At 36.7% G+C, this 21753-nt stretch carries 20 protein-coding genes; 3 read left to right on the top strand and 17 right to left on the bottom strand.

Translation table 11 applies throughout. The features are described from left to right. Positions 1 to 8 precede the first annotated feature (8 nt). The 12 genes from DSM03_RS16935 to DSM03_RS16880 all read right to left on the bottom strand — a co-directional run bounded on the left by DSM03_RS16935 (position 9) and on the right by DSM03_RS16880 (position 13051). Positions 9 to 1625, bottom strand: coding sequence for a UxaA family hydrolase (locus DSM03_RS16935; protein WP_128760160.1), 1617 nt, complete (start codon positions 1623 to 1625; stop codon positions 9 to 11). Positions 1626 to 1668: 43 nt separating this feature from the next. Continuing rightward, on the bottom strand, positions 1669 to 3108 hold the full coding sequence (locus tag DSM03_RS16930; RefSeq protein ID WP_128760159.1) for a tagaturonate reductase: 1440 nt from the start codon (positions 3106 to 3108) through the stop codon (positions 1669 to 1671). 17 nt (positions 3109 to 3125) lie between these two features. Continuing rightward, a complete protein-coding gene (locus DSM03_RS16925) occupies positions 3126 to 4412 on the bottom strand; it encodes a TRAP transporter large permease (RefSeq protein ID WP_128760158.1) in 1287 nt (428 codons plus the stop codon). Further along, on the bottom strand, positions 4409 to 4879 hold the full coding sequence (locus DSM03_RS16920) for a TRAP transporter small permease (protein ID WP_128760157.1): 471 nt from the start codon (positions 4877 to 4879) through the stop codon (positions 4409 to 4411). The genes DSM03_RS16925 and DSM03_RS16920 overlap by 4 nt, the downstream gene beginning before the upstream one ends. 1 nt (position 4880) lies before the next feature. Continuing rightward, positions 4881 to 5873 (bottom strand): TRAP transporter substrate-binding protein, encoded by a 993-nt coding sequence (locus DSM03_RS16915; RefSeq protein WP_128760156.1) that lies wholly within the window; start codon positions 5871 to 5873, stop codon positions 4881 to 4883. Beyond that, a complete protein-coding gene (locus DSM03_RS16910) occupies positions 5870 to 6541 on the bottom strand; it encodes a bifunctional 4-hydroxy-2-oxoglutarate aldolase/2-dehydro-3-deoxy-phosphogluconate aldolase (RefSeq protein ID WP_128760155.1) in 672 nt (223 codons plus the stop codon). Before DSM03_RS16910 ends, DSM03_RS16915 begins: the two co-directional genes overlap by 4 nt. A gap of 11 nt (positions 6542 to 6552) precedes the next feature. Continuing rightward, on the bottom strand, positions 6553 to 7566 hold the full coding sequence (locus DSM03_RS16905) for a sugar kinase (protein WP_128760154.1): 1014 nt from the start codon (positions 7564 to 7566) through the stop codon (positions 6553 to 6555). A 6-nt stretch (positions 7567 to 7572) separates the two neighbouring features. Then, positions 7573 to 8982 carry a glucuronate isomerase gene (gene uxaC / locus DSM03_RS16900; protein ID WP_128760702.1) on the bottom strand — a complete coding sequence of 470 codons (1410 nt, stop codon included), beginning with the start codon at positions 8980 to 8982 and terminating at the stop codon, positions 7573 to 7575. Positions 8983 to 9034: 52 nt separating this feature from the next. Beyond that, the gene (locus tag DSM03_RS16895; RefSeq protein ID WP_201740465.1) at positions 9035 to 9799 is read right to left on the bottom strand and encodes an SDR family NAD(P)-dependent oxidoreductase; all 765 of its coding nucleotides are present in this window, start codon (positions 9797 to 9799) and stop codon (positions 9035 to 9037) included. A gap of 4 nt (positions 9800 to 9803) precedes the next feature. Then, positions 9804 to 10637 carry a 5-dehydro-4-deoxy-D-glucuronate isomerase gene (gene kduI, locus DSM03_RS16890; protein WP_128760152.1) on the bottom strand — a complete coding sequence of 278 codons (834 nt, stop codon included), beginning with the start codon at positions 10635 to 10637 and terminating at the stop codon, positions 9804 to 9806. 176 nt (positions 10638 to 10813) lie between these two features. Then, positions 10814 to 11818, bottom strand: coding sequence for a DUF4861 family protein (locus DSM03_RS16885; RefSeq protein WP_128760151.1), 1005 nt, complete (start codon positions 11816 to 11818; stop codon positions 10814 to 10816). Positions 11819 to 11833: 15 nt separating this feature from the next. After that, complete coding sequence (locus DSM03_RS16880) at positions 11834 to 13051, bottom strand: glycoside hydrolase family 88/105 protein (protein WP_128760150.1); 1218 nt, start codon at positions 13049 to 13051, stop codon at positions 11834 to 11836. A gap of 300 nt (positions 13052 to 13351) precedes the next feature. Between DSM03_RS16880 and DSM03_RS16875 the strand changes: the two genes are divergently transcribed. From DSM03_RS16875 to rhaM, 3 genes are read left to right on the top strand one after another with little or no spacing between them, the layout of a single operon-like run. Beyond that, positions 13352 to 14761: a sulfatase-like hydrolase/transferase gene (locus tag DSM03_RS16875; RefSeq protein WP_236638735.1), complete on the top strand. Its 1410-nt coding sequence runs from the start codon at positions 13352 to 13354 to the stop codon at positions 14759 to 14761. A gap of 59 nt (positions 14762 to 14820) precedes the next feature. Next, a complete protein-coding gene (locus tag DSM03_RS16870) occupies positions 14821 to 16128 on the top strand; it encodes a DUF4861 family protein (protein WP_128760149.1) in 1308 nt (435 codons plus the stop codon). A 4-nt stretch (positions 16129 to 16132) separates the two neighbouring features. After that, the gene (gene rhaM, locus DSM03_RS16865) at positions 16133 to 16450 is read left to right on the top strand and encodes an L-rhamnose mutarotase (protein WP_128760148.1); all 318 of its coding nucleotides are present in this window, start codon (positions 16133 to 16135) and stop codon (positions 16448 to 16450) included. 49 nt (positions 16451 to 16499) lie between these two features. Here the strand turns inward: rhaM and DSM03_RS16860 are convergent, their stop codons facing one another. The 5 genes from DSM03_RS16860 to DSM03_RS16840 all read right to left on the bottom strand — a co-directional run bounded on the left by DSM03_RS16860 (position 16500) and on the right by DSM03_RS16840 (position 21753). Beyond that, entirely contained in the window at positions 16500 to 17033 is a 534-nt protein-coding gene (locus tag DSM03_RS16860) for a hypothetical protein (protein ID WP_128760147.1), read from the bottom strand. Positions 17034 to 17116: 83 nt separating this feature from the next. Then, entirely contained in the window at positions 17117 to 17857 is a 741-nt protein-coding gene (locus DSM03_RS16855) for a hypothetical protein (protein ID WP_128760146.1), read from the bottom strand. Between the two features lie 85 nt (positions 17858 to 17942). Further along, positions 17943 to 18941, bottom strand: coding sequence for a DUF3078 domain-containing protein (locus DSM03_RS16850; RefSeq protein ID WP_236638733.1), 999 nt, complete (start codon positions 18939 to 18941; stop codon positions 17943 to 17945). A gap of 23 nt (positions 18942 to 18964) precedes the next feature. After that, on the bottom strand, positions 18965 to 20143 hold the full coding sequence (locus DSM03_RS16845; protein WP_128760144.1) for an AIR synthase related protein: 1179 nt from the start codon (positions 20141 to 20143) through the stop codon (positions 18965 to 18967). Between the two features lie 83 nt (positions 20144 to 20226). Next, a complete protein-coding gene (locus DSM03_RS16840; RefSeq protein ID WP_128760143.1) occupies positions 20227 to 21753 on the bottom strand; it encodes a carboxypeptidase-like regulatory domain-containing protein in 1527 nt (508 codons plus the stop codon).

The raw sequence follows: 21753 nt of genomic DNA, 5'->3' as shown, positions 1-21753 counted from the left end.
GAAAATCTTTAAAGTGACACTCCGCGTTTCCAGGGGATGAAGTCATCCTGTCCTAAGGCATCTGCTTTAGATTCTATTTCACCACTGGCAACCTGTATAACATGTTCTAGAATTTCTTCTCCCATTTCTTTAATGGTTTTTTCTCCGCGGATAACACCACCGCTATCAATATCTATAATATCTGGCATCCTGCGAGCCAATGTGCTATTTGAAGCTACTTTTAAAACCGGAGCTATAGGATTTCCTGTTGGTGTTCCCAGACCGGTAGTAAATACAACTACGTTTGCCCCTGCTCCTACCATTGCTGTGGTGCTCTCCACATCATTACCAGGTGTACAGAGTAAATTTAAACCGGGTTTTGTAACGTATTCCCCATAGTCTAAAATTGCCTGTATAGGTGAGGTTCCGCCTTTTTTCGCAGCTCCTGCTGACTTCATCGCGTCTGTAATTAAACCATCTTTTATGTTACCCGGTGACGGATTCATATCAAAACCAGAACCGGCGTCAATAGCAGATTTTTCATAAGCTTTCATCAACTTCATAAAGCGTTGGGCATCGTAGTCGTTAACACAACGATTTACCAACTCCTGCTCTACACCACACAGTTCAGGGAATTCTGAAAGAATGGGTGAACCTCCTACTGCTGCCAGAATATCTGATGCATAACCCAATGCCGGGTTAGCAGAAATACCTGAAAAACCATCAGAACCTCCACATTCTAATCCCATTTTTAATTTTGAAATGGACGCGGGTTGCCGCTTAATTTGATTGGCTCTTTTAATTCCTTCAAAGGAATCTTTTATGATTTTTGAAAGCATATCGTCAACAGTTCCTTCCTGTTGTTGTTCATAAATCAAGACAGGCTTTTTAATTTCAAAACTTTTTTCAGCTAACGCATTTTTGAAGATATCTATTTGTAAATTTTGGCATCCTAAACTCAAAACCGTCGCTCCTGCTACATTGGGATTATTTACATAACCTGCTAAAAGTTTTGACAAAGAAACTGAGTCCTGACGAATACCACCACAACCACCTTGATGAGTAATGAATTTAACTTCTATATTGTCAAAAATGGCTTGTTCTTCTTCAATTTCTGCAACTTCAGTATCCTCGGGGGCTCCTGTAATTAAATTACGTAACAACTGCCTTTGTTTACTTGCTTTATGGAAAGACAATTCTTTTTCAAAAACATCTTTCAACAATTCGATATTTCGGTTTTCACAAAATACAAGTGGAAAAAACAACCATACATTTTGCGTTCCTACTTGTCCGTCTTCACGGTGGTATCCCATAAATGTTCGGTCTTTCCACTTTGTGATATCTGGAGCAGTCCACGAAGTTGTTTCTGTCTTTTGAGAAACTGAACTTGCTTGATGTTTTACATTTTCTGTAGTTAGCAAACCACCTGCTTTAATTGGGCTCAAAGCTTTACCCACTAAAACACCATACATATAAATCGCATCTTCTACAGCTAAATCAACCAAAGCGATCTTATGCTTTGCTTTAGAATCAGTTAAAATATTAAGCTTTTGCCCTTCAAATTCTACAGTATCCCCTACATACAAATCTACCAGCGCTACCGCAACATTATCTTCGGGATGTACTTTAATCAGTTTGCTTTTCATATTTCTTACTTTAAAAGGTTTATTCAATAACCTAGTTATTTACTTAGGCCGTAAACTTTTTATAAGCGGCTTCTATACCGTGCTCTTCAATCAATTCTAATGCCTGAGCGATACGGGATTCTAAATCTGAAATTTGAGTGAGATCCTGATCCCAATACGTCATATTACTCAAAATTCTTTTTGAAATAGAATTATAATCTCCTTTATTCCAGGCGGCTTCAAATTCTACAATTACCGCTGCATCATCCTGTACCGGTAAGTTCTTTCCATTCCAGGTTCCTTTATAGAATCGTATCAGGCAAGCCAGTGCAAAAGTAAGCCTTTCAGGTAATCGATTGTATTCTTTCTCAAAAGCTAATAAACTAGGAAGAACACGAACTTTAAATTTAGACACCGTATTGAGTGCTATACTTGATAATTGATGCTTGATAAACGGATTTCTAAACCGATCAAATACTGCTTTAGCAAAAGCATTCAATTCTTCTTCGGAGAGGTCTAGTGTGGGGTTGATTTCTTTAAAAACTGTATCTCTTACAAACTTCCCAGTGAAATCATTATCTACTGTTTCCTTCACGGTTTCATTTCCATAAAGAATAGAAAACGGAACCATTGTAGTATGAGCACCATTTAAAATACGCACTTTACGCGTACGATATGGTTGCATATCTTTAACAATAAGCACATTCTCATCTATCTTATCAAAAGGAATCTTTGCTTTTAATTTATCATCACCTTCAATCACCCACAATAAAAAGGTTTCTGCGGAAACAATAAGATTATCTTTAAATTTTAACTGACTTTGATAAGTCTCGACATCATCTTTAGGGTAGCCTGGCACGATGCGATCTACTAATGTATTGTGGAAACTATTACTCGTCTCGACCCAGGATTTGAATGCATCACCCAGCTCCCATAAATCTGCGTATTGCAAAATTATATTCTTAAGCGTGTCTGCATTATGATTGATCAATTCGCATGGAATAATCGTTAATCCCATATCTGAAGCACCCTCAAAATGATTAAAACGCTTGTATAATAAAGCGGTAACTTTTGCAGGAAAACTATTATGAGGTTTCCCCTCAAGCGTATCTTTCTCGTCAAAACTAATACCTGCTTCAGTTGTATTAGAGATCAAAAACTGTAGTTCTTCTTCTGTAGCAAGAGCTAAATATTTATCATAATCCTCATAAGGATTGATTCCTTCCTGAACACAAGAAATAGTATGAATCTCTTCAGTTTCTTGCCCGTTTTTTATTCCACGTAAAAACAGATTGTATAGACCATCCTGTTCATTAAGCATATTGATTAAGCCATTGGCTAAGGGTTGAACAACTGCCACACCAGCATTAAAATCGGCTTCTTTATTCAGCTTATCTATAATATAATCTACAAAGGCTCGTAAAAAATTTCCCTCGCCGTATTGAATGACTTTTAAGGGTAAACTCTCTTTATAACCAGCATTTGCTCTGTTAAGGTCTTTCATAGGTTGTAATTGATAAATTATTCAAAAAGTGAAGGTAACCACAGGCTGATTGCCGGTATAAAAGTTACCATAAGTAAAACAAGTGCCATCACGGCGTAAAGTGGTAAAAGTGGCTTCATAATTTTTTGAATTGATGTTTTTGCCACACCAACCCCAATAAATAATACAGCTCCTACAGGAGGCGTACACAAGCCTACACAAAGATTCATTACCATCATAATCCCAAACTGAACCGGCTCTACCCCCATACTGGTTACCACCGGTAAAAATATAGGTGTAAAAATCAGTACTGCGGGGGTCATATCCATAAACGTCCCTACAAATAAGAGTAGAATGTTGATGATGATAAGAATCACAAATTTGTTCTCGCTAAGTGAAAGCAAAGCCGAACTTACATTTTGAGGGATGTTTTCAAAAGACATTACCCAAGACATACTCATTGATGTTGCGATAAGTAACATCACAATTGCTGTGGTTCCTACAGAACTCAGGAAAATACTTTTTAAGCTTGAAACTTTAAGTTCACGATACAAAAATGATAACGCCAAGCAATATAAAACAGCAATCCCAGAAGCTTCTGTCGCCGTAAAAATACCCGTAACAATACCGCCGATCACAACAACTAAAAGCAATAAACTAGGAAATGCATCTAAAAAGGTTTTCAATACGGTTTTCATACTGCTACGTTCACCAGCAGGGTATCCTTTTTTCTTGATCCAAAAAGCTGCCACCAGCATCAATGCAAGCCCCATTAAAATACCGGGAACATATCCCGCTAAAAACAAAGACGCGATTGAAACACCACCACTGGCTAATGAATACACAATTAAAACATTAGATGGTGGAATAATAAGTCCGGTGGTAGATGCTGTTATATTAATTGCAGCTCCAAACTCCTTAGAATAGTTTTCTTTTTCCATAAATGGACCTAAAATACCTCCTATCGCCGAAGTAGCCGCTACTGCCGAACCAGATATCGCTCCAAAAAGCATCGCTGCAATTACATTTACATAAATGAGTCCACCAGGAAGTGAACCGATTAAAGCTTTTGCAAAATTAATGAGCCGCAGGGCGATTCCCCCTTGATTCATAATTTGACCTGCAAGCACAAATAACGGTATTGCCAAGAGAGAAAAACTATCTAGACCGGTCGCCATTCGCTGAGCGATTGTTGTAAAACTAGCCAGTGAATCTATCGATACCATTATGGTTAGCAAACAAGAAATACCTATAGACCAGGCTACCGGTACACCTATTCCCAGCAACACAAAAAATACCAGTACGAGAATTAAAACTTCTATCATGATGCTAAATATTTTTTAGGGTTTGCCAGTTCGATTGCTTTATACCAGATTATTAAAGCTCCACTTAAAGGAAGTACTACATAAACATAGCCTAACGGAATGCCTAAAGCTGCTGAGTTTTGTCCCAGTTCAAAATTGACATACACCAGATTTCCACCGCCTATTATTAAGGCGAAGAATGAAAAAAGTATAATAAGAATATTGATACCTATTCTCAGTTTGATTCGGTTTGACTCATTAAGTTTTGGAGGCAGCACATTAATAGCTAAATGATCTTGCTGACCGGCAGCATACGCAGCTCCTAAAATCCCTATCCAAATCAATAAAAACCGAGCTATTTCTTCGGTAAACGAACTTGCAGATTGTAATACGTATCGTGAAAAAACTTGCCACAAAACAGCTACAACGATTGAAGCCATTAGGAAAACCAAAATAGTCCCTAATATTTTATCGAGTCTTTTTTTCATATTAATTGGATTTAACCGCTTGTATTTTTTCAATCAAATTCTTCATCTCTTCATTCTCGGAAAACTCTTCATACATAGATTTCACACGATTTCGAAAAGGCTCTTTGTCCGGATAAATAACCTCTACTCCAGCTTTCTTAATTTCTGCGAGTGCTTCCATTTCTGCCTCGTGCCAAATTTTCTTTTCAAACTCCAGAGACTCCATCGCTGCTTCTTTAACCCATTTTTGTTCTTGGTCAGAAAGCTCATCCCAGATCAATGTGCTGATCAATAACTCATCTGGTAAAGCCGTATGTTCATCAACGATATAGTACTTACACACTTCATAATGATGAGATAGGTAAAAACTGGGTAAATTGTTTTCTGCGCCATCCACAACACCTTGTTGCAAGGCTGTATATAATTCTCCCCAAGCAATGGGTGTAGGTGAGCCCCCCAGATTTTTAACCATATTTATAGCTGTCTGGCTCTCCATAACACGAAGTTTAAGACCTTTAAGGTCTTCAGGTGTTTGCACGGGCTCTTTAGTATAAAAACTACGGCTTCCGGCATCGTAAAAGGTTAGCCCTTTAAGACGTTGCTTGACGCTCGAGTTAAGTAATTCTTCTCCTATTTGTCCCTCTAATACTTCAAAACGATGTTCTGCATCTCTAAATAAGAACGGAAGACCAAAAACTTTAAGCTGTGGTGCAAAATTCTCTAATACACCTGTTGAAACTTTAGTCATTCCAAGGCTTCCTATTTGTAAAAGTTCCAGACATTCACGCTCTGATCCCAATTGCTGACTGGGATAGATATCTAAACTCATTTTACCGCCTGATTTTTCCTCAAGGCGCTCGCCCATAAAAACCATCGCTTTATGAACCGGATGAGTCACATCTAAACCATGTGCTAATTTTATAACGCGTTTATCAGATACTTCGCCACAACTCGTAACTGCTAGCAATAGAACAAAGCTTAAAGCAATCAAATAATAGTCTTGAATACTTCTCATGTGCGTAGTTTTTTAACAATATCCAGCGCATTTTTTATTGTCGAAGTCACAGCGTCCAGATCATATTTACCTGAAGCGTCTTTTACAAAAAGTTTAGAGCCTATACCTACGCAATGTACTCCTGCATCAAACCAAGTTTTTAGGTTTTCTTCGGTAGGGCTTACTCCACCAGTAGGCATTATACTTGCCCACGGTAACGGACCTTTTACACCTTTTACAAAGGCAGGGCCTCCTACTTGTGCTCCAGGGAATATCTTAACTACTTCGGCTCCTAGTTCTTCAGCAAATGAAATTTCGGTAACTGAACCACAACCCGGCATCCAGGCTACCTTACGACGATTACATGCCTTTGCCATTTCTGCATTTACCACAGGAGACACAATAAAATCTGCTCCCAACTGAAGGTATAAAGATGATGTACCGGCATCCAGAACAGAGCCTACCCCCATCATCATTCCGTTTAATTCTGCTTTAGCATATTTGTTGAGCTCACTAAAAACCTCGTGCGCATAATCGCCACGGTTGGTAAACTCAAAGGTGCGCAACCCTCCTTCATAACAGGCTTTTAAAACCTGTTTACAAACTTCAACATCAGGATTGTAAAAAACCGGTACGATCCCGTTTTCTTTCATCTGAAGCACCACCTCTATTCGGGTATATTTTGCCATTAATTTATGTTTTATCTTTTAATTCGTCCTCCGGTATTTCCTTGCATAACTTCAGTTATTTCTGCTACAGAAACCAGATTTACATCTCCTAGAATCGTATGCTTTAAAGCGCAGGCTGCATTAGCGAAATTCAGGGCTTCTTCTGCATCAAGATGATGTAAACCATAAATCAAACCGGCTGCATACGCATCACCTGTTCCGATGCGGTCAACCACTTGTGTGATTTCCAGTTCGTCTGTTTCCAAGTAAGTATTATCTACAAATGCTCTACCATAAATTTTTTGCCAGGAAGCACTCAGTCCCGTTCTTATCTTGTCAAAAACCTGTTTGATATTAGGGCATTCTGTCATTAGATATTTACTCGCCTCAATAAATCCATCCCTATCTAAACCAAAGCTGGTTCCTAAGATTTCATTGATCTCATTAACCCCTCCAATGAATATGGTTGACAAGCTTACTAGTTCTTTTAAAACCTCTTGACCATTACGACCGTATTGCCAAAGATTGCTTCGATATGCCGGGTCTGCAGTAATGTCTAATCCTTTTGCATTCGCAGAAATTAAAGCTGCTTTTAATGCTTGATATGCATTCTCTGAAATAGCAGGGGTAATACCCGTCCAATGAAAAAGACTTGCATCTTCAAATTCAGAATTCCAGTTTATTTGATCTGGCTGGATATTAGCAAACGAGCCGTTTAACCGATTGTAAGCAATCTGACTACTACGCATACCAGAACCTACTTCTAGCAAATACTGACCAATAGGATGATCAACATGTTGCACTGAAGAAACATCAAGACCGTATTGGCGCATACTGCTCAGTGCTGCATCTCCAACAATATCATTAGATACCGCAGTGATGTGTTTTACTGATTCTCCCATAAATGCAAGGGATGCACCTACGTTCATTTCGGTACCTCCAAAGAAAAAATCTAAGGATTTGGCCTGAGATAATTTACGATTCTCAGCAGGAGAAAGGCGCAGTAGTACTTCTCCAAATGTTATTATTTTTTGAGCTCTAGCCATAGAATCTTAAAAATTGAAGTATTCTTTAGCATTATTATAACTGATATCTGCAATGGTTTTACCTACAAGATCCATATCGTTAGGCAATTCACCAGAAGCTATCTCTTTACCAAAAAGATTACACAGCACACGTCTGAAATATTCATGACGTGGAAAGGATAAAAAGCTTCGGCTGTCTGTAAGCATACCTACAAAACAACTGATAAGTCCCATGTTAGAAAGCGCATTCATTTGCTTTTCCATACCGTCTTTCTGGTCTAAAAACCACCAGCCAGATCCTAACTGTACTTTACCTTTTACACTACCATCGTTAAAATTACCGATCATTGTCGCCATTACTTCGTTATCAGAAGGATTCAAGTTATAAATAATGGTTTTGGTGAGTTTATCTTTACTGTCTAATGCGTTTAAAAAATTTGATAAGGATTCGGCTTGTGTATAATCACCAATAGAATCCCAACCTGTATCAGGACCTAACTGAGCCAGCATACGCTTATTATTGTTACGCAGCGCGCCTAAATGAAATTGTTGCACCCACCCAAGCTCATGGTACGTTTCTCCCAAAAATAACAGAATAGCTGTTTTAAATTGCTCTGTTTCTTTTGCTGAAAGGCTTGCTCCACCTCTTCGTTTTTTAAAAAGTTCTTTGACCTCGGCTTCAGTAGCTGTAACCCAGCAAATCTGATTTAAGCCGTGATCACACAATCTGCAACCGTTTTGATTAAAGAAATCAATACGTTGACGTAGTGCTTGCTTAAGATCATCATAGGTGGCTATAGTAACCCCGGAAACTTCTTCGAGCTGATTGAGATAGTCATTGAACCCTTCGGCATCAATTAAGATTGCTTTATCAGGACGAAAAGCAGTACTCATTTTAACACCACCAGCTTTACTAACATAAGCTCTGTGCTGATCTAATGTATCCAATGGATCTTCGGTAGTACACACCGTCTCTACATTCATTTGTTTTAAAAGTCCGCGGCAACTGTTCTCTTTAAGTTGCAATTGGCGGTTTACTTCCTTGTAAATCTCAGAACCAGATTGTGAATTCAAAAATTCATCTATATCGAAATAACGCTTCAGTTCTAAGTGCGTCCAGTGAAACAATGGATTGCGTAATGTGTGCGGAACAGTTTTAGCCCAAGCTAAAAATTTCTCTTCATCTGAAGCCTCACCGGTAATAAAACGCTCATTCACACCCAACGCACGCATAGCCCGCCATTTATAATGATCGCCACTTAACCATACTTTAGAAATATTCTCAAACTGACGATCTGCCACAATCTCTACAGGTGGCAGATGATTATGATAATCTATTATAGGCTGTGGAGCAGCATAATTATGATAAAGCTCTTCTGCATATTTGTTTGATAAAAGAAAGTTATCTTTTATGAATGTGTTTTTTACCTGTGCCATTGTATCTGCTGTACTAATACTATTTTCTATTTTTATGCTTTGTAGATTTAAATTATCTACCCATCCAACCGCCATCTACGGTCATAACAGTCCCACTCATATAATCACTAGCTTTAGAAGCTAAAAAAGTAATTGGTCCTTTAAAATCCTCTGGCTTCCCCCATCTACCTGCCGGAATTCTGGCAAGAATAGAAGAACTGCGATCAGGATCATCCCGTAACGCTTCAGTATTGTCTGTAGCTATATAACCCGGAGCGATAGCATTTACCTGCACACCTTTTCCAGCCCATTCGTTAGACAATGCCATAGTCAACTGCCCGATTGCTCCTTTAGAAGCAGCATAACCCGGAACAGTAATACCACCTTGAAATGTTAAAAGAGATGCTGTAAATATCACTTTACCACTACCTCTTTTTATCATCTCTTTCCCCAGCTCACGACTTAAAATAAACTGAGCGTTTTGGTTAACTTCAATCACTTTATCCCAATATTCATCGCTGTGCTCTGCTGCTGGTGCACGTAAAATTGTACCTGCATTATTCACTAGAATATCTATGGTTGAATTTTCTGATTTTACTTTTTCAATAAAATCATAAAGTGATTTGCGATCTGAAAAATCACACTGATATCCTTTAAAAGATTTACCAGTTGCTTCAACTGCTTTTTCTATAGCTGATCCTGAAGTTTCTAAAGATGCCGAAACCCCAATAATATCAGCACCGGCTTCTGCTAAAGCTTCCGCCATTGCGAAACCAATACCACGCTTACAACCGGTAACTAATGCTGTTTTTCCTTCTAAACTAAATAGACTCATAATGTTCTTATTTTAATTCGTCTGGAGTTACTTTATCCATATCACCATAATCTAGATTCTCACCAGCCATACCCCAAATAAATGTATAATTTGAAGTCCCTGCTCCTGCGTGAATAGACCACTCCGGCGAAATTACGGCTTGATGATTTTTCATAAAAATGTGACGGGTTTCGTGCGGCTGCCCCATAAAGTGACTGATCGATTGACCTTCTTCTAGATCGAAATAAAAATAAACTTCCATACGACGCTCGTGTGTATGTGGAGGCATTGTATTCCATACATTACCTTCCTGAAGCTCTGTCATTCCCATTTGTAGTTGGCAAGTTTCAACAACACTGTTCACGAGTAATTTATTGATCACCCGCTTGTTAGAAGTTTTTGCATCTCCTAACTCTACTACTTCTGCATCAGCTTTTGTAACCTTTTTAGTAGGGTAGGATTTGTGAGCAGGAGCTGAATTTATATAAAAATAAGGTTGCTCTTCAGTTGCTTCAAAAACAACATCTTTAGCTCCTCTACCTACATAAATTGCTTCACGGTGACCTAGTTCATAAGTCTCACCATCAACAGTTACTTTACCTTTTCCTCCCACATTGATCACACCTAATTCGCGACGATCTAAGAAGTTTTCTGCTTTGAGCTCATCAATAGCTTCTAGCTTTAACGCTTTATCTACCGGGAATGCACCACCCGCGATATAGCGATCGTACATAGTATAGGTAAGATTGATCTCATTTTTTACAAATAACTCAGGAATCAAGAAATGCTCTCGTAATTCACTGGTTGTATATCTTTTTACATCTTCTGGATGATGTGCGTATCTAAATTCTGACTTTGTCATTTTTGATATATTTTTTTGGATAAAAATTAAAAATGTTACTTCTCAAACTTACGATTCCTATTTTTAAATGTAAAACTTACATTTTAAAATTTCTGAAATGATTTTATTTCAAATAGGAATTGTACTCAAAATTAAAGAACTCTTTTTGAAACTTATCCTGTACTGTATGGTAGAGTTTATTCTAATTTGCCGTTGTTGTCTAGCTCTGACAACTTAGTCTGTAAATCTTTCTTAAAAGCTTCTTCAGATTTAATACCGCCTTTTTCCTGATCCCAGGCGCTGTTAATGTAATAAGTCTGTGTTTTTGTTGAAGGATTAAATACCACCAAATGATCGTGTGGCCCTTCAATTGCCTTTGCCTCATCTGTTTTGTAAAAAATAGCCATACCCAGCTTATCATTTTCCCCTGCTAAAGTTTGCACTCCATACGTCGCGATATAGGCCCACTCTCCAGTCTCACTGGTTTCTTGCATTAATGGAATATCATCAAATTTTACAATCCCTGTAGCCAGACCGTCAAAAGAAACACTAGGTGTCAACTCGGCTTTTAAGAAACGGTCTTCAGGAAAAATACTAATCACAGATTCTAAGTCTGTTGTTACATCGCCGGTCTTCCAACCTTTATAATCTATTGTTACACTAGAACTTGAGTTAGAATTATCAACCTTGACGTGTGTTTTTTCGACTTCATTAAAATGTGCTATAGTATCTCCCGTAAAGCGACCATAGCCTCCTATACCCATAGATTGACCAGCCTTTAAAATATCTTGTCCCCAAGGTGCTTCATTATGATAAGAATCAAAACCATCTGTACCTACATAGGGTAAAACAAGCGTATCTACCTTTTTACCAAAAATATCTATAGCATTTCTCCAATCTAAATACAGGCGATATGCGGTTTGCTTATTTTCCCAACCCGGCCCTTCGTAGCGAATATACCAAGAGTGATCTGTGTGTTGCTCCGGAACTTCCATCTCATCAACATTTACAAAACTTCCATCAATGTATTCCCGAGTACCTTCTTTCCAGCTTCCTCCTTCTTTAACAGATATCTCTGCGTAAGTAGTGGGTTGTACTTCTTCTATTTCAATAATTTCTTCAACTATATTTTTATTTTCTTTCTCTTTACAAGCTACTAGTGCAGTTAGAGCAAATGCTCCTAAAACAATTCTGGAATTCATTTTTATTTTTTTTGGTTAGCGATCTAATTGTAATGCGGCCATTATAAATGGCCCCGTACCTTTAGGATCATTGTCTTGTTTACGTTCGTTAATGTAATACTCATAAGAACCATCACGATAAGGATTACCACCTAAACCGGCAACCGCACACACCTGAGTTAAAGTAATTGTGCCATCCTCATTACGCTTAATGAGTTCTTCTGTAAGCCCATCAAAAGCCTTATTTGCCAAATCATTATAAGTGCTGTCAAGATAACCTTTGTTCGCTCCTTTTGCAAAGGCATATGCAAACATAGAACTCCCAGATGCCTCTAAATAGTTACCGTCTTTATCTGATAATGTAGGAACTTGATACCATAAACCTGTCTTATCTTGATATGGAGTTAAAGCATCTGCAAGGTCATTTAAATACTGAATAAGCTTTGCTCGTTTAGGATGATCTTGAGGAAAATAATCCAATACATCTACCAGCGCCATCGCGTACCAGCCTAAAGATCGCGACCAAAAATTAGGTGAAACACCACTTTCCTGATTTGCCCACTTCTGCTCTTTACTTTCATCCCAACCATGATACAATAATTGAGTCTCGGGGTCTATTGCATGTTTTTGAATCAACTCAAATTGTTTAGCAACATCATCTAAGCGCTTGTCATCTTCATAAAGAGAAGTGTATTCAGCATAAAAAGGCGCGCCCATATAAAGGCCATCTAACCACATCTGATATGGGTACCTATTTTTGTGCCAAAAACCACCTTCAGAAGTCCGTGGATGTCCTTGTAGTTGCTTATCTAACAGCTGCATGGCTTTCTTATATTTCTCCTTCTTGGTTTTCTCATAAACCGGAAATAAAATTTTACCGGCGTTAATCATATCTATATTGTAATCTTCTAAATTATAGGTTGAGATAGAACCATCTTCATGCACCAATTCGTCTGTATAGTGTTCTGCATAATCAAAATAAGCAGAATCACTGGTTTTCTCATATAAGTCTAGAAAACCTTTAAGTACCAAACCGTGAACATAATCCCACTTAGCTACGTCTCGCCCATCAATTTGATAAGCTTCTGGGTTACGCATCATTATAGACTTTGCCATTTGCACAGACCATTTTTCTGAAGCGAGATCAATAGTTGTAATTTCTTTTACCTCAGTATTTTTCTTCTCCCTTTTACAAGCGGAAAATGCTATCAGGAGAGCTAAAAAGAATATTTTTAAAAAATGTGAATTACTCATTGTGAACTAGAATTGGTTTTAACGAAAACGATTTTTGTAAATGAAAACAAAAATGCAATCGATTACACAAACTTAATATTCCGTTTCATATAATCAAAATAAAATCTAAAAGAATTATGTAATTGGAACATTTTAACAGAAAAAGGGAGATAACAACACAGGCAAGCACAGGCAAGCACAGGACGCTGGTATACAATTCATCTTATAATTTTAAATTTTAAATGAAAAACTATTGAAAAACTCAAAAATTTTGCAACCGGTATTTATCTTCTGTAAGTGAAGATGAAAATTAATTTATAAATGAATATTTGTGTGTTTAGATTCAATTCTAATTTTGAGATGATAGTGCTACGGTTGTTTGCCGTAGCATTGTTGTTTTATAATGTTACTGCTTGCAAAAAAGAGCAACCAGAAGAAGTAGATTCAGAAGTAACAAAACCCAATTTTATAGTCATCATTGCTGATGATGCCGGTTGGAATGATTTTAGTTTTCATGGATCAGAGATTAACACTCCGGCACTAGATAGTTTGGCTAATCAAGGTTTGATACTAGATCGGTTTTACACCTATCCCACCTGCTCTCCCGCACGGGCAAGTTTTTTAACCGGCAGACCGGCGAGTCGCATGGGCATTGTCGCTCCTATTAGCGGAAAAAGCAAACTTAAATTACCTGATAGCATTAAAACACTCCCACAAGCACTTAACGACCTAAATTACAAAACCGCTTTGATGGGGAAATGGCACTTGGGTTTGCAGCCTGAGAACGGACCCGAAGTTTATGGTTTTGATTATTCTTACGGATTTTTGCACGGTCAGCTTGATCAATATGCTCACACCTATAAAAATGGCGACAGCACATGGTACAAAAATGGAAAATTCATTTCTGAAGAAGGTCACGTAACCGATTTACTCACAAATGAAGCAATAAACTACATCAAAGAGCAAGATTCGACTGATTCTTTTTATTTACAAATTGCTTATAGCGCGCCTCATATTCCGTTACAAGAACCTGATTTTTGGCTGGAGCAATACAGCACAATAAAAGACAGCTCCAGGCAAGCTTATGCAGCTGCAATGTCCCATATGGATTACGGTATTGGTGAAATCTTTAAAACTTTAAAAAATCAAAAGTTAGATAAAAACACCGTTGTTCTTTTTTTTAGTGATAATGGCGCGCAGGAAAAATGGTTACCTACTACACAATATGATGGTAAATATGGACCTAACTATAGTTTAGGAATTAATCTACCACTGAGAGATTTTAAGACCTCTAATTATGAAGGCGCTATACGAGTTCCGGCAATTATATCTTGGCCTCAGCACTTAAAAACAGGAACTTCAAAAAACTTCTTGAGTGTTATAGATTTTATGCCCACTTTCTTGAAATGGGCAAATACTGAAAAAATTCCGAATTCTGTAGAAGGTAAAAATGTTTCCGATTTGATTTCATCAGAAAATCAAAATCGCAACTCCCCTATTTACGTCAGGGGTCATTTGCAAGAATCGGTTATTGTAAAGCCTTTTAAACTGATTCGTACCAGACATCTCAATAGCGAAACAGAGTTAGAGCTCTATAATATTGAAGAAGACCCTTCCGAAGGGAAAAATTTGGCTGATAAAAATCAAGAAGAAGTCGCCAAACTTCTAGCAATCCTAAAAAAAGAATTTGCAAAAGACACAGATGAAGTTAATGTAAGCCTAAAAGATTAAATGTTAGTATTACATTTAATAACTTTATATTCCTTTTGAAAGAATTTTAAACCTTTTCAATGAAAAAGCTAATTTATCCTCATGTAATACTCCTAGCGCTTGTTTTAGTGAGTTGTAATACGTCTAATAAAGAAAGCATCACTCTTATCACGCTATCAAATTCTAGTGATTTTGATCTCATACAAAAAGCTGTTAGCATTGAACTTAATAAACTTCCTGAAAAAGATAATACAGCTAAATATCCGTTAATATCAATTGACGGAGATACCATCGCCTCACAATTGAGCGACACCAACAACGACGGCAAAAAGAATGAATTATTCTTTGTAATAGATATTCCTGCAAAAGCTTCTAAGAAAATTCAATTTAAATGGACTGAGAAAGCACCCCAATATGCATTAAAAACCAACATCCGTTTTGGAAAAAGAGAAACTAAAGACGATCCGGTAAAACCTGTAATTTCAGAAACACTTAGCGCGACAGACATGCCTAAAGCTCTTGGATTTCAGAAGTATCAAACCGATGGCCCCACCTGGGAGAATGATAAGGTTGCCTTTAGACATTATCTGGATGGGAGAAATGCAATAGATGTTTATGGTAAGAAAACAGCTGCAATATCTCCAGATGATGTAGGTCTTGATTCGGTTAATGCGGTAGTAGACAATTATCACACTATGGAGGCTTGGGGTCGCGATGTTTTCCCGGTTGGAAATTCTGTAGGTTTAGGTGGCTTTGGAATTTTAGCTGACGGAAAAATTCAGCGTCTGGGAATTTTAGTCACAGATACGTTGAGCAATATTGAAGAAACAACTTTTAAAATTCTGGAGAAAGGTCCTGTTAGATCTTCGATGGAATACCTCTATACAAATTGGAATACTGAAGAAAACACCTATCAGGCAAAAGAAATCACTACAATTTGGCCGGGAATGTATGCTTTTCAAAACAAAGTTGCAGTTAGCGGTTTAACTCAAAAAGACACTTTGGCTATAGGCCTATCTAATATTAATAATCTAAATGGTGTTGAAGAATTAAAGACCGAAAAGTGGACTGCATTAATTCAGCATGATTCTTTAACCTATGATAGAACTTGGGTTATGGGTACTGCGCTAATTTTACCTTCAGACAAGTATATGAATTATAGTGAAGCTCCAAAGACTGGTAAGTTTACGCAGTCTTATCTTGCAAAAGTAAACGTCAAAAATGACGAAAGCATAACCTATTACGGAGTTTCAGGATGGGAGTTGAGTCAGGAAAAACGTTTTAAAGATGCTGCTTTTTTCAAACAATATGTTATTGATCTAGCTAACACTCTTTACACAGAAATAGATATGAGAATAAATACCGAAAATCAAAAGATTTCAGAATAAAATTATGCAAACACAAGCTTTTACGATGAAACTCAAACCGGGTTTTGAAGAAGAATATAAAAAACGTCACGACGAGATCTGGCCAGAACTTCAGTCGCTTCTAAATGAAGCTGGAATAGAACAGTACCATATTTTTTTAGATGAAAAAACAGGAACTTTGTTTGCTTTTCAAACCCTAAAAAAAAATCATACTACCGAGACCATACCTCAGGATCCAATAGTAAAAAAATGGTGGGCCTTTATGGCTGATATTATGGAAACGAATCCAGACAATTCTCCTATTGAAACACCCTTAAAAGAGGTTTTTGAACTTCAGAACTAATTCTAAATAATAAAAAATAAGGCTGGTCTTTCGACCAGCCTTATTTTTATTATTTCTTTTTACCCTCTCCTTTAAAGTTTTGAGAACTGTTTTTAAACAACACATTAAACGTTGTCAGGCTACCGTAGATGCGGGTAATATATTGCTGTAAGTCTATTTTCTCCTGATCATCCAGACTTTTACTAGCGTTGATCTTTTGCTCCATAACACGAATGCGGTCACGCACCATTACGATTTTATGGAAAAATGTATCTATTGAAATTTCTTTATTAGAAAGATTAGGATCTGCCGGGTTTAACGTGATGCTTCCCCCCTTCCATTTATCTGCGAGTGGAACTACTTCAGATATATCAGAATAGTGCTTTAGAAGCTCTCTGAGTGTTTTTTCAACTTCATAAAAGCTTATCGTATCAACCTCATCCTCTACTGCCTCGATTACTTCAAAATCTGTATTCAGATCTAAAGTTTCTAAGCCGCTTTCTATAAAGGTTACCCAATAATGTTTTGAAGTAACATTAGTTATTACGCCAGCTCCTAATTCATCATGTTTTATGCGTGAGCCGATGCCCAAAAGTGTTCCCATTAATTTTCAGTTTAAATTTATTACAAGATAGAAAGCTACCTTATTTTAATAAAATTAAATCAAAATAAAAAATGTAGAAAAAACTAGAGTTTCTTATCGATCATCTCGTATTGATAATATTCTTCCTTAACACTTTCAAAATTGAGTCCGTAGTTAACAAGCATCGCTAAAGACCCTAAGAAGAAAAATCGGTCAAAGAAATAGAACAATTCAAAATTGAAATAATACGCAAACAAGGCTGCGATATCTGAGAATATAAAACCAAATGCAAAGAAAGTGTATAGCAACGAGCGGTTACTGTTGTATTTGTTATTATAAGCAATAGCCTGAACACCTAAAACCATCATTGCCGCACCATACCCATAAAGCAAAAGAGGCTCTAAATTATCATGAAAAGTATGCGTCACCATACTCATATTCATTATAACATAAAGCGTATAAGTATTTGCTGCAACCAGTAATAAGGTTACAACGATAACAGAAGGTTTGATGTTTATTTCTGAAATCTTAGGCATACGCTCAAGAACTATTGTGGTATAACACAATATACCTATAAGCAGATAAAGCTTGTATCCCCAAGGCTCCTCATAAAATTGAAAAAATACATCGCGGACAGTAAAAAACAACAAAGCTGAAAGCGTCCAAAAATTAATGACTTTCTTTTTTACTAAAAAATAAACTAGAAAAAGTAAGATGGTAATAAAACGTGCAAATCTACTAGACTCTAAATCCATAAAAGCAACAACAGACAGGTTGACTATTGCAGCTAATACAATTAAAGTGATAAAAATTAATTTATCATTATTAAAAAATTTAGAGCTCATAATTTTATATTCACCTTATAAGTTTAGGAATTATTATTTATTTACGCAAAAATTGCAAACTTAGTTTTTTATTAGTGCATTTTTTTTAAAAATCAACAACTACACCTATACCCAGCTGTTGTTTCCACTGTGTTCTTGCTCCCATTGTCACCTCTTCTCCATCTACATTTGTCTCCGTAATTTTAACATCATTATCATACTTAAGATGAGACCCTACTTTGGCAAGAACAAAACTGTTTACTTTAAAATTTAAATTCATCTCCCAATCAATATCAATATTGCCAAAACTATTGAGATAATCTGTATAAAGATTTACCAAGTTAGTCAGGTTAATATTTTCCATAACCTTGGCATTCAGAGAACTCTGCAAAAGTATCCCTAATTCGCTATTTACATTTGATCCCTGACGAATAATATTACCAGCATCATCGTAAATAGCCGGATCTACACCAAAAGCACCATTGTTTGCCAAATCTTGATCGAGTACAAAAGTTGATTTGTAAGTTAAAGGTGAGGCATAAATTGATAAATTATCTAGCTTTTGACCGTATTCTCCACCTACACCTAAGAATACATAACCCGGAGCCATAAATTGAGAAATAGGAGTACTTGTATCTGGATATTTATACCCATTAGTAAACTGTGATGCAAATCTAAACTTGGCTGAATAATACCAGTTTGAAATCGTATCACGACGATATCCAAAGTCTGAAGTTACCTCTAGCATATCATCTGTTTTGCGTAACTCTTGTCCTTCTTGACTATTAACACCATAACGCGTTGTAAGTTTATTACGCCACTTTCTTTGATTGTCAGAATAATTTCTTTCAAGAACCAACTCTGCCAAACCTGAGATAGAATTACTTCCTCCGGCATTCCAGTTTACAAATGCTACTTCGCTTAGATCAAGACCAACTCGATTAACTTCTTTCCAATTAGTCTTGGGTTTAGGAGCTAGCTGTTCTGTTAAACGCTTTACCAAATTCTTTTTAATAGGCAGCGGAAAAGCAACATGTTGTGCTCGAACTTGCACTCCAAATAAAAGCAGTAAACTAAATAGGCTGAAGAAGAATATTTTTTTCAAACTATGGTTTTTTAGGTTAGTCATTAATAGTTAAACGTACCAAACTGAGATTTAATTGTTAATTCTTTATTTTCTGAATCTTCAACTCTTCCTATAATTTGCGCATCAATATTAAAAGACTTTGAAATAGCGATAACTTCATCAGTAATAGCAGGATCTACGTAAAGCTCCATACGGTGCCCCATATTAAATACCTGATACATCTCTTTCCAGTCTGTACCACTTTCTTCCTGAATCAATTTAAATAAAGGCGGTACTTCAAATAGATTGTCTTTTATAATATGAAGTTTATCTACAAAGTGTAAAATTTTTGTTTGCGCACCTCCACTACAATGCACCATACCATGCAATTTACTTTTATCAACTTCTGCTAAAACCTTCTTGATTACCGGAGCATATGTACGCGTAGGAGATAAAACTAACTTACCTGCATCAAGAGGGCTTTTTTCGACAGCATCGGTCAATTTTTTTGAACCGCTGTAAACTAATTCTTCAGGTACAGCTTTATCAAAACTTTCCGGGAATTTTTCCGCTAAATACTTATTAAATACATCGTGTCTGGCAGAAGTTAAACCGTTACTGCCCATCCCTCCATTATATTGGGTCTCATAAGTAGACTGACCAAAACTAGCCAGACCTACAATAAGATCTCCTGCTTTTATATTGGCATTATTAACTACATCTTCCTTCTTCATTCTAGCAGTTACAGTAGAATCAACGATTATGGTACGCACCAAATCTCCTACATCTGCGGTCTCACCACCTGTACTTTTTATAGAAACGCCATGCGTTTCTAAATCAGCAATCAATTCTTCAGTACCATTAATTATGGCCGAAATCACTTCGCCGGTAATCAGGTTTTTATTTCTACCTATTGTTGAAGAAAGTAAAATATTATCTGTTGCTCCTACACATAATAAATCATCAATATTCATGATTAATGCATCTTGAGCGATACCTTTCCAGACTGAAATATCACCGGTCTCCTTCCAGTACATGTAAGCCAAAGAAGATTTTGTACCAGCACCATCAGCATGCATAATCAAGCAGTGCTCATCACTACCCGTCAAATAATCTGGAACTATTTTACAAAAGGCCTGCGGAAACAATCCTTTATCTACATTTTTTATTGCGTTGTGAACTTCTTCTTTTCCTGCTGAAACTCCGCGTTGAGCGTACCTTTTTGAAATCTCTTGACTCATTGTATATTATTATTTTGCAAAAGTAAGAAATAAAAACGTCCTGAAATTTCAGGACGTTTTTTAAATATGCTTAAAATTCAGGTCTATTTCCAGTCTGGCATTGATGCGTTTGTAAATAACAAATCATCATTTGAAAAATTAGCTATTGGAGTTACTAAAACATTGGATTCTGAATTCAAATTACTGGGTTTACGCGTAAATAAAATTTCTCCTTCAGAAGGTGACCAAACTGGTTGAAAATCATTAGAACCGTTTACCGCCCCATTATTAAAGGCACTTTCTGTACCTGAGCTTAAATTATAGATAAATATTCTACTATTGAACTGTCTGTACTGAGCATTTTGTGAACCAGAGATATCTTTAGAATATACTAACTGTGTAGCATTAGCATTTAAATCAATTCCGGTTACTGCTCCAGGTGTATTCTCATAAACAACATTTTCTATTGTACCTGAAGATAATCTCACTGTATAAACCCGCACATTGTAACCATCACTGTTATTGGTTTTAATCGCAATTAGATTATCATCAAAAGTTGCAGCACTAACTTCAGAAATAAAACTGCCGTCAGGAGTTTGATAAATCATAGCAAGTGCTCCGCCATCAGGATTAATACTATACAATTTATCAAAACTGGGGTAATATAATTTCCCTCCATTCTGTGCCCACGTGTAATTTAACTCTGTAATACGGAATCCATTCACGGGAACGGAATTTGTAATTCGCTTTATACCACTACCGTCTAGGTTCATTGTATGAAGTTGAGTCGCACCATTAACAGTTCTCAAAAAGGCAATTTTTGAAATTTCAATATTGCGATGTGGTCTAAAACTGTTGAAGGATTCTGAGGTCAATTGAAATTCATTAAAATTAACTTCGTTTTCATCAGTATCATCACCAGTATTATCATTTGCACCTGAAAAAATCACACTATTTCCATTTATAGATCTTACATATAAATAATCGTTTTGCGGAGAACTATTAGTGCTAAACTGGCTTAAACTACTTTCTACATCATCATTTATAGCATCAGAAGCTGTGACCTGCCAAAAATAGTTAGTCCCTAATTTCAAGTTATTAATGGTAGTTGTTGTGTCTGACACGACTTCTAAAGTCTGCGTTTCATTTGTAGAACCGTTGCGCAACTCTAGTGTATAAGTAATGTCATCTGAATCATTTTTAGAAGAAGACCAGACAAAAGTTATTGTTGGATCCAGATCAGAACTACCGTCTTCAGGAGTTAATAATTGAGGAACAAGTGGCGACCTGTTTGTGGTATTACCTTCTCCCAATTCAAAAATGACAGTACTAGTCTGCTCATTAAGTATGGTGACAGCCTCAAATGCATCTGTATAGCCATCTAACTCTGCTTGTACAGAATACTCACCCGTCGCTATTGTTTCTATACTAAAACTACCTGTCTCATCTGTAAAAACCGTACTTGATGAAGGGCTGGTAACAATTTTTACATTTGCTAAAGGAGTATTTGTTACTTTCTCTACAACTGTACCCTCTAACCTTCCTAGACCATTTTCTTCAATAGTATCTTCACTACATCCCAAAACTATCAAAGCAAGACTGAATATTATATAGATATATTTCTTTTTCAT

The organism is Leeuwenhoekiella aestuarii (genome assembly GCF_004104055.1).
Classification (GTDB): Bacteria; Bacteroidota; Bacteroidia; order Flavobacteriales; family Flavobacteriaceae; genus Leeuwenhoekiella; species Leeuwenhoekiella aestuarii.
Note: the sequence above shows the minus strand (reverse complement) of the source record. Positions and strands in the feature narration are given on the sequence as shown.

Coding starts and splice junctions, on each gene's coding strand:
- DSM03_RS16935 (WP_128760160.1), bottom strand. CDS start 1,625: ATGAAAAGCAAACTGATTAAAGTACATCCCGAAGATAATGTTGCGGTA.
- DSM03_RS16930 (WP_128760159.1), bottom strand. CDS start 3,108: ATGAAAGACCTTAACAGAGCAAATGCTGGTTATAAAGAGAGTTTACCC.
- DSM03_RS16925 (WP_128760158.1), bottom strand. CDS start 4,412: ATGATAGAAGTTTTAATTCTCGTACTGGTATTTTTTGTGTTGCTGGGA.
- DSM03_RS16920 (WP_128760157.1), bottom strand. CDS start 4,879: ATGAAAAAAAGACTCGATAAAATATTAGGGACTATTTTGGTTTTCCTA.
- DSM03_RS16915 (WP_128760156.1), bottom strand. CDS start 5,873: ATGAGAAGTATTCAAGACTATTATTTGATTGCTTTAAGCTTTGTTCTA.
- DSM03_RS16910 (WP_128760155.1), bottom strand. CDS start 6,541: ATGGCAAAATATACCCGAATAGAGGTGGTGCTTCAGATGAAAGAAAAC.
- DSM03_RS16905 (WP_128760154.1), bottom strand. CDS start 7,566: ATGGCTAGAGCTCAAAAAATAATAACATTTGGAGAAGTACTACTGCGC.
- uxaC (WP_128760702.1), bottom strand. CDS start 8,982: ATGGCACAGGTAAAAAACACATTCATAAAAGATAACTTTCTTTTATCA.
- kduI (WP_128760152.1), bottom strand. CDS start 10,637: ATGACAAAGTCAGAATTTAGATACGCACATCATCCAGAAGATGTAAAA.
- DSM03_RS16885 (WP_128760151.1), bottom strand. CDS start 11,818: ATGAATTCCAGAATTGTTTTAGGAGCATTTGCTCTAACTGCACTAGTA.
- DSM03_RS16880 (WP_128760150.1), bottom strand. CDS start 13,051: ATGAGTAATTCACATTTTTTAAAAATATTCTTTTTAGCTCTCCTGATA.
- DSM03_RS16875 (WP_236638735.1), top strand. CDS start 13,352: ATGAATATTTGTGTGTTTAGATTCAATTCTAATTTTGAGATGATAGTG.
- DSM03_RS16870 (WP_128760149.1), top strand. CDS start 14,821: ATGAAAAAGCTAATTTATCCTCATGTAATACTCCTAGCGCTTGTTTTA.
- rhaM (WP_128760148.1), top strand. CDS start 16,133: ATGCAAACACAAGCTTTTACGATGAAACTCAAACCGGGTTTTGAAGAA.
- DSM03_RS16860 (WP_128760147.1), bottom strand. CDS start 17,033: ATGGGAACACTTTTGGGCATCGGCTCACGCATAAAACATGATGAATTA.
- DSM03_RS16855 (WP_128760146.1), bottom strand. CDS start 17,857: ATGAGCTCTAAATTTTTTAATAATGATAAATTAATTTTTATCACTTTA.
- DSM03_RS16845 (WP_128760144.1), bottom strand. CDS start 20,143: ATGAGTCAAGAGATTTCAAAAAGGTACGCTCAACGCGGAGTTTCAGCA.
- DSM03_RS16840 (WP_128760143.1), bottom strand. CDS start 21,753: ATGAAAAAGAAATATATCTATATAATATTCAGTCTTGCTTTGATAGTT.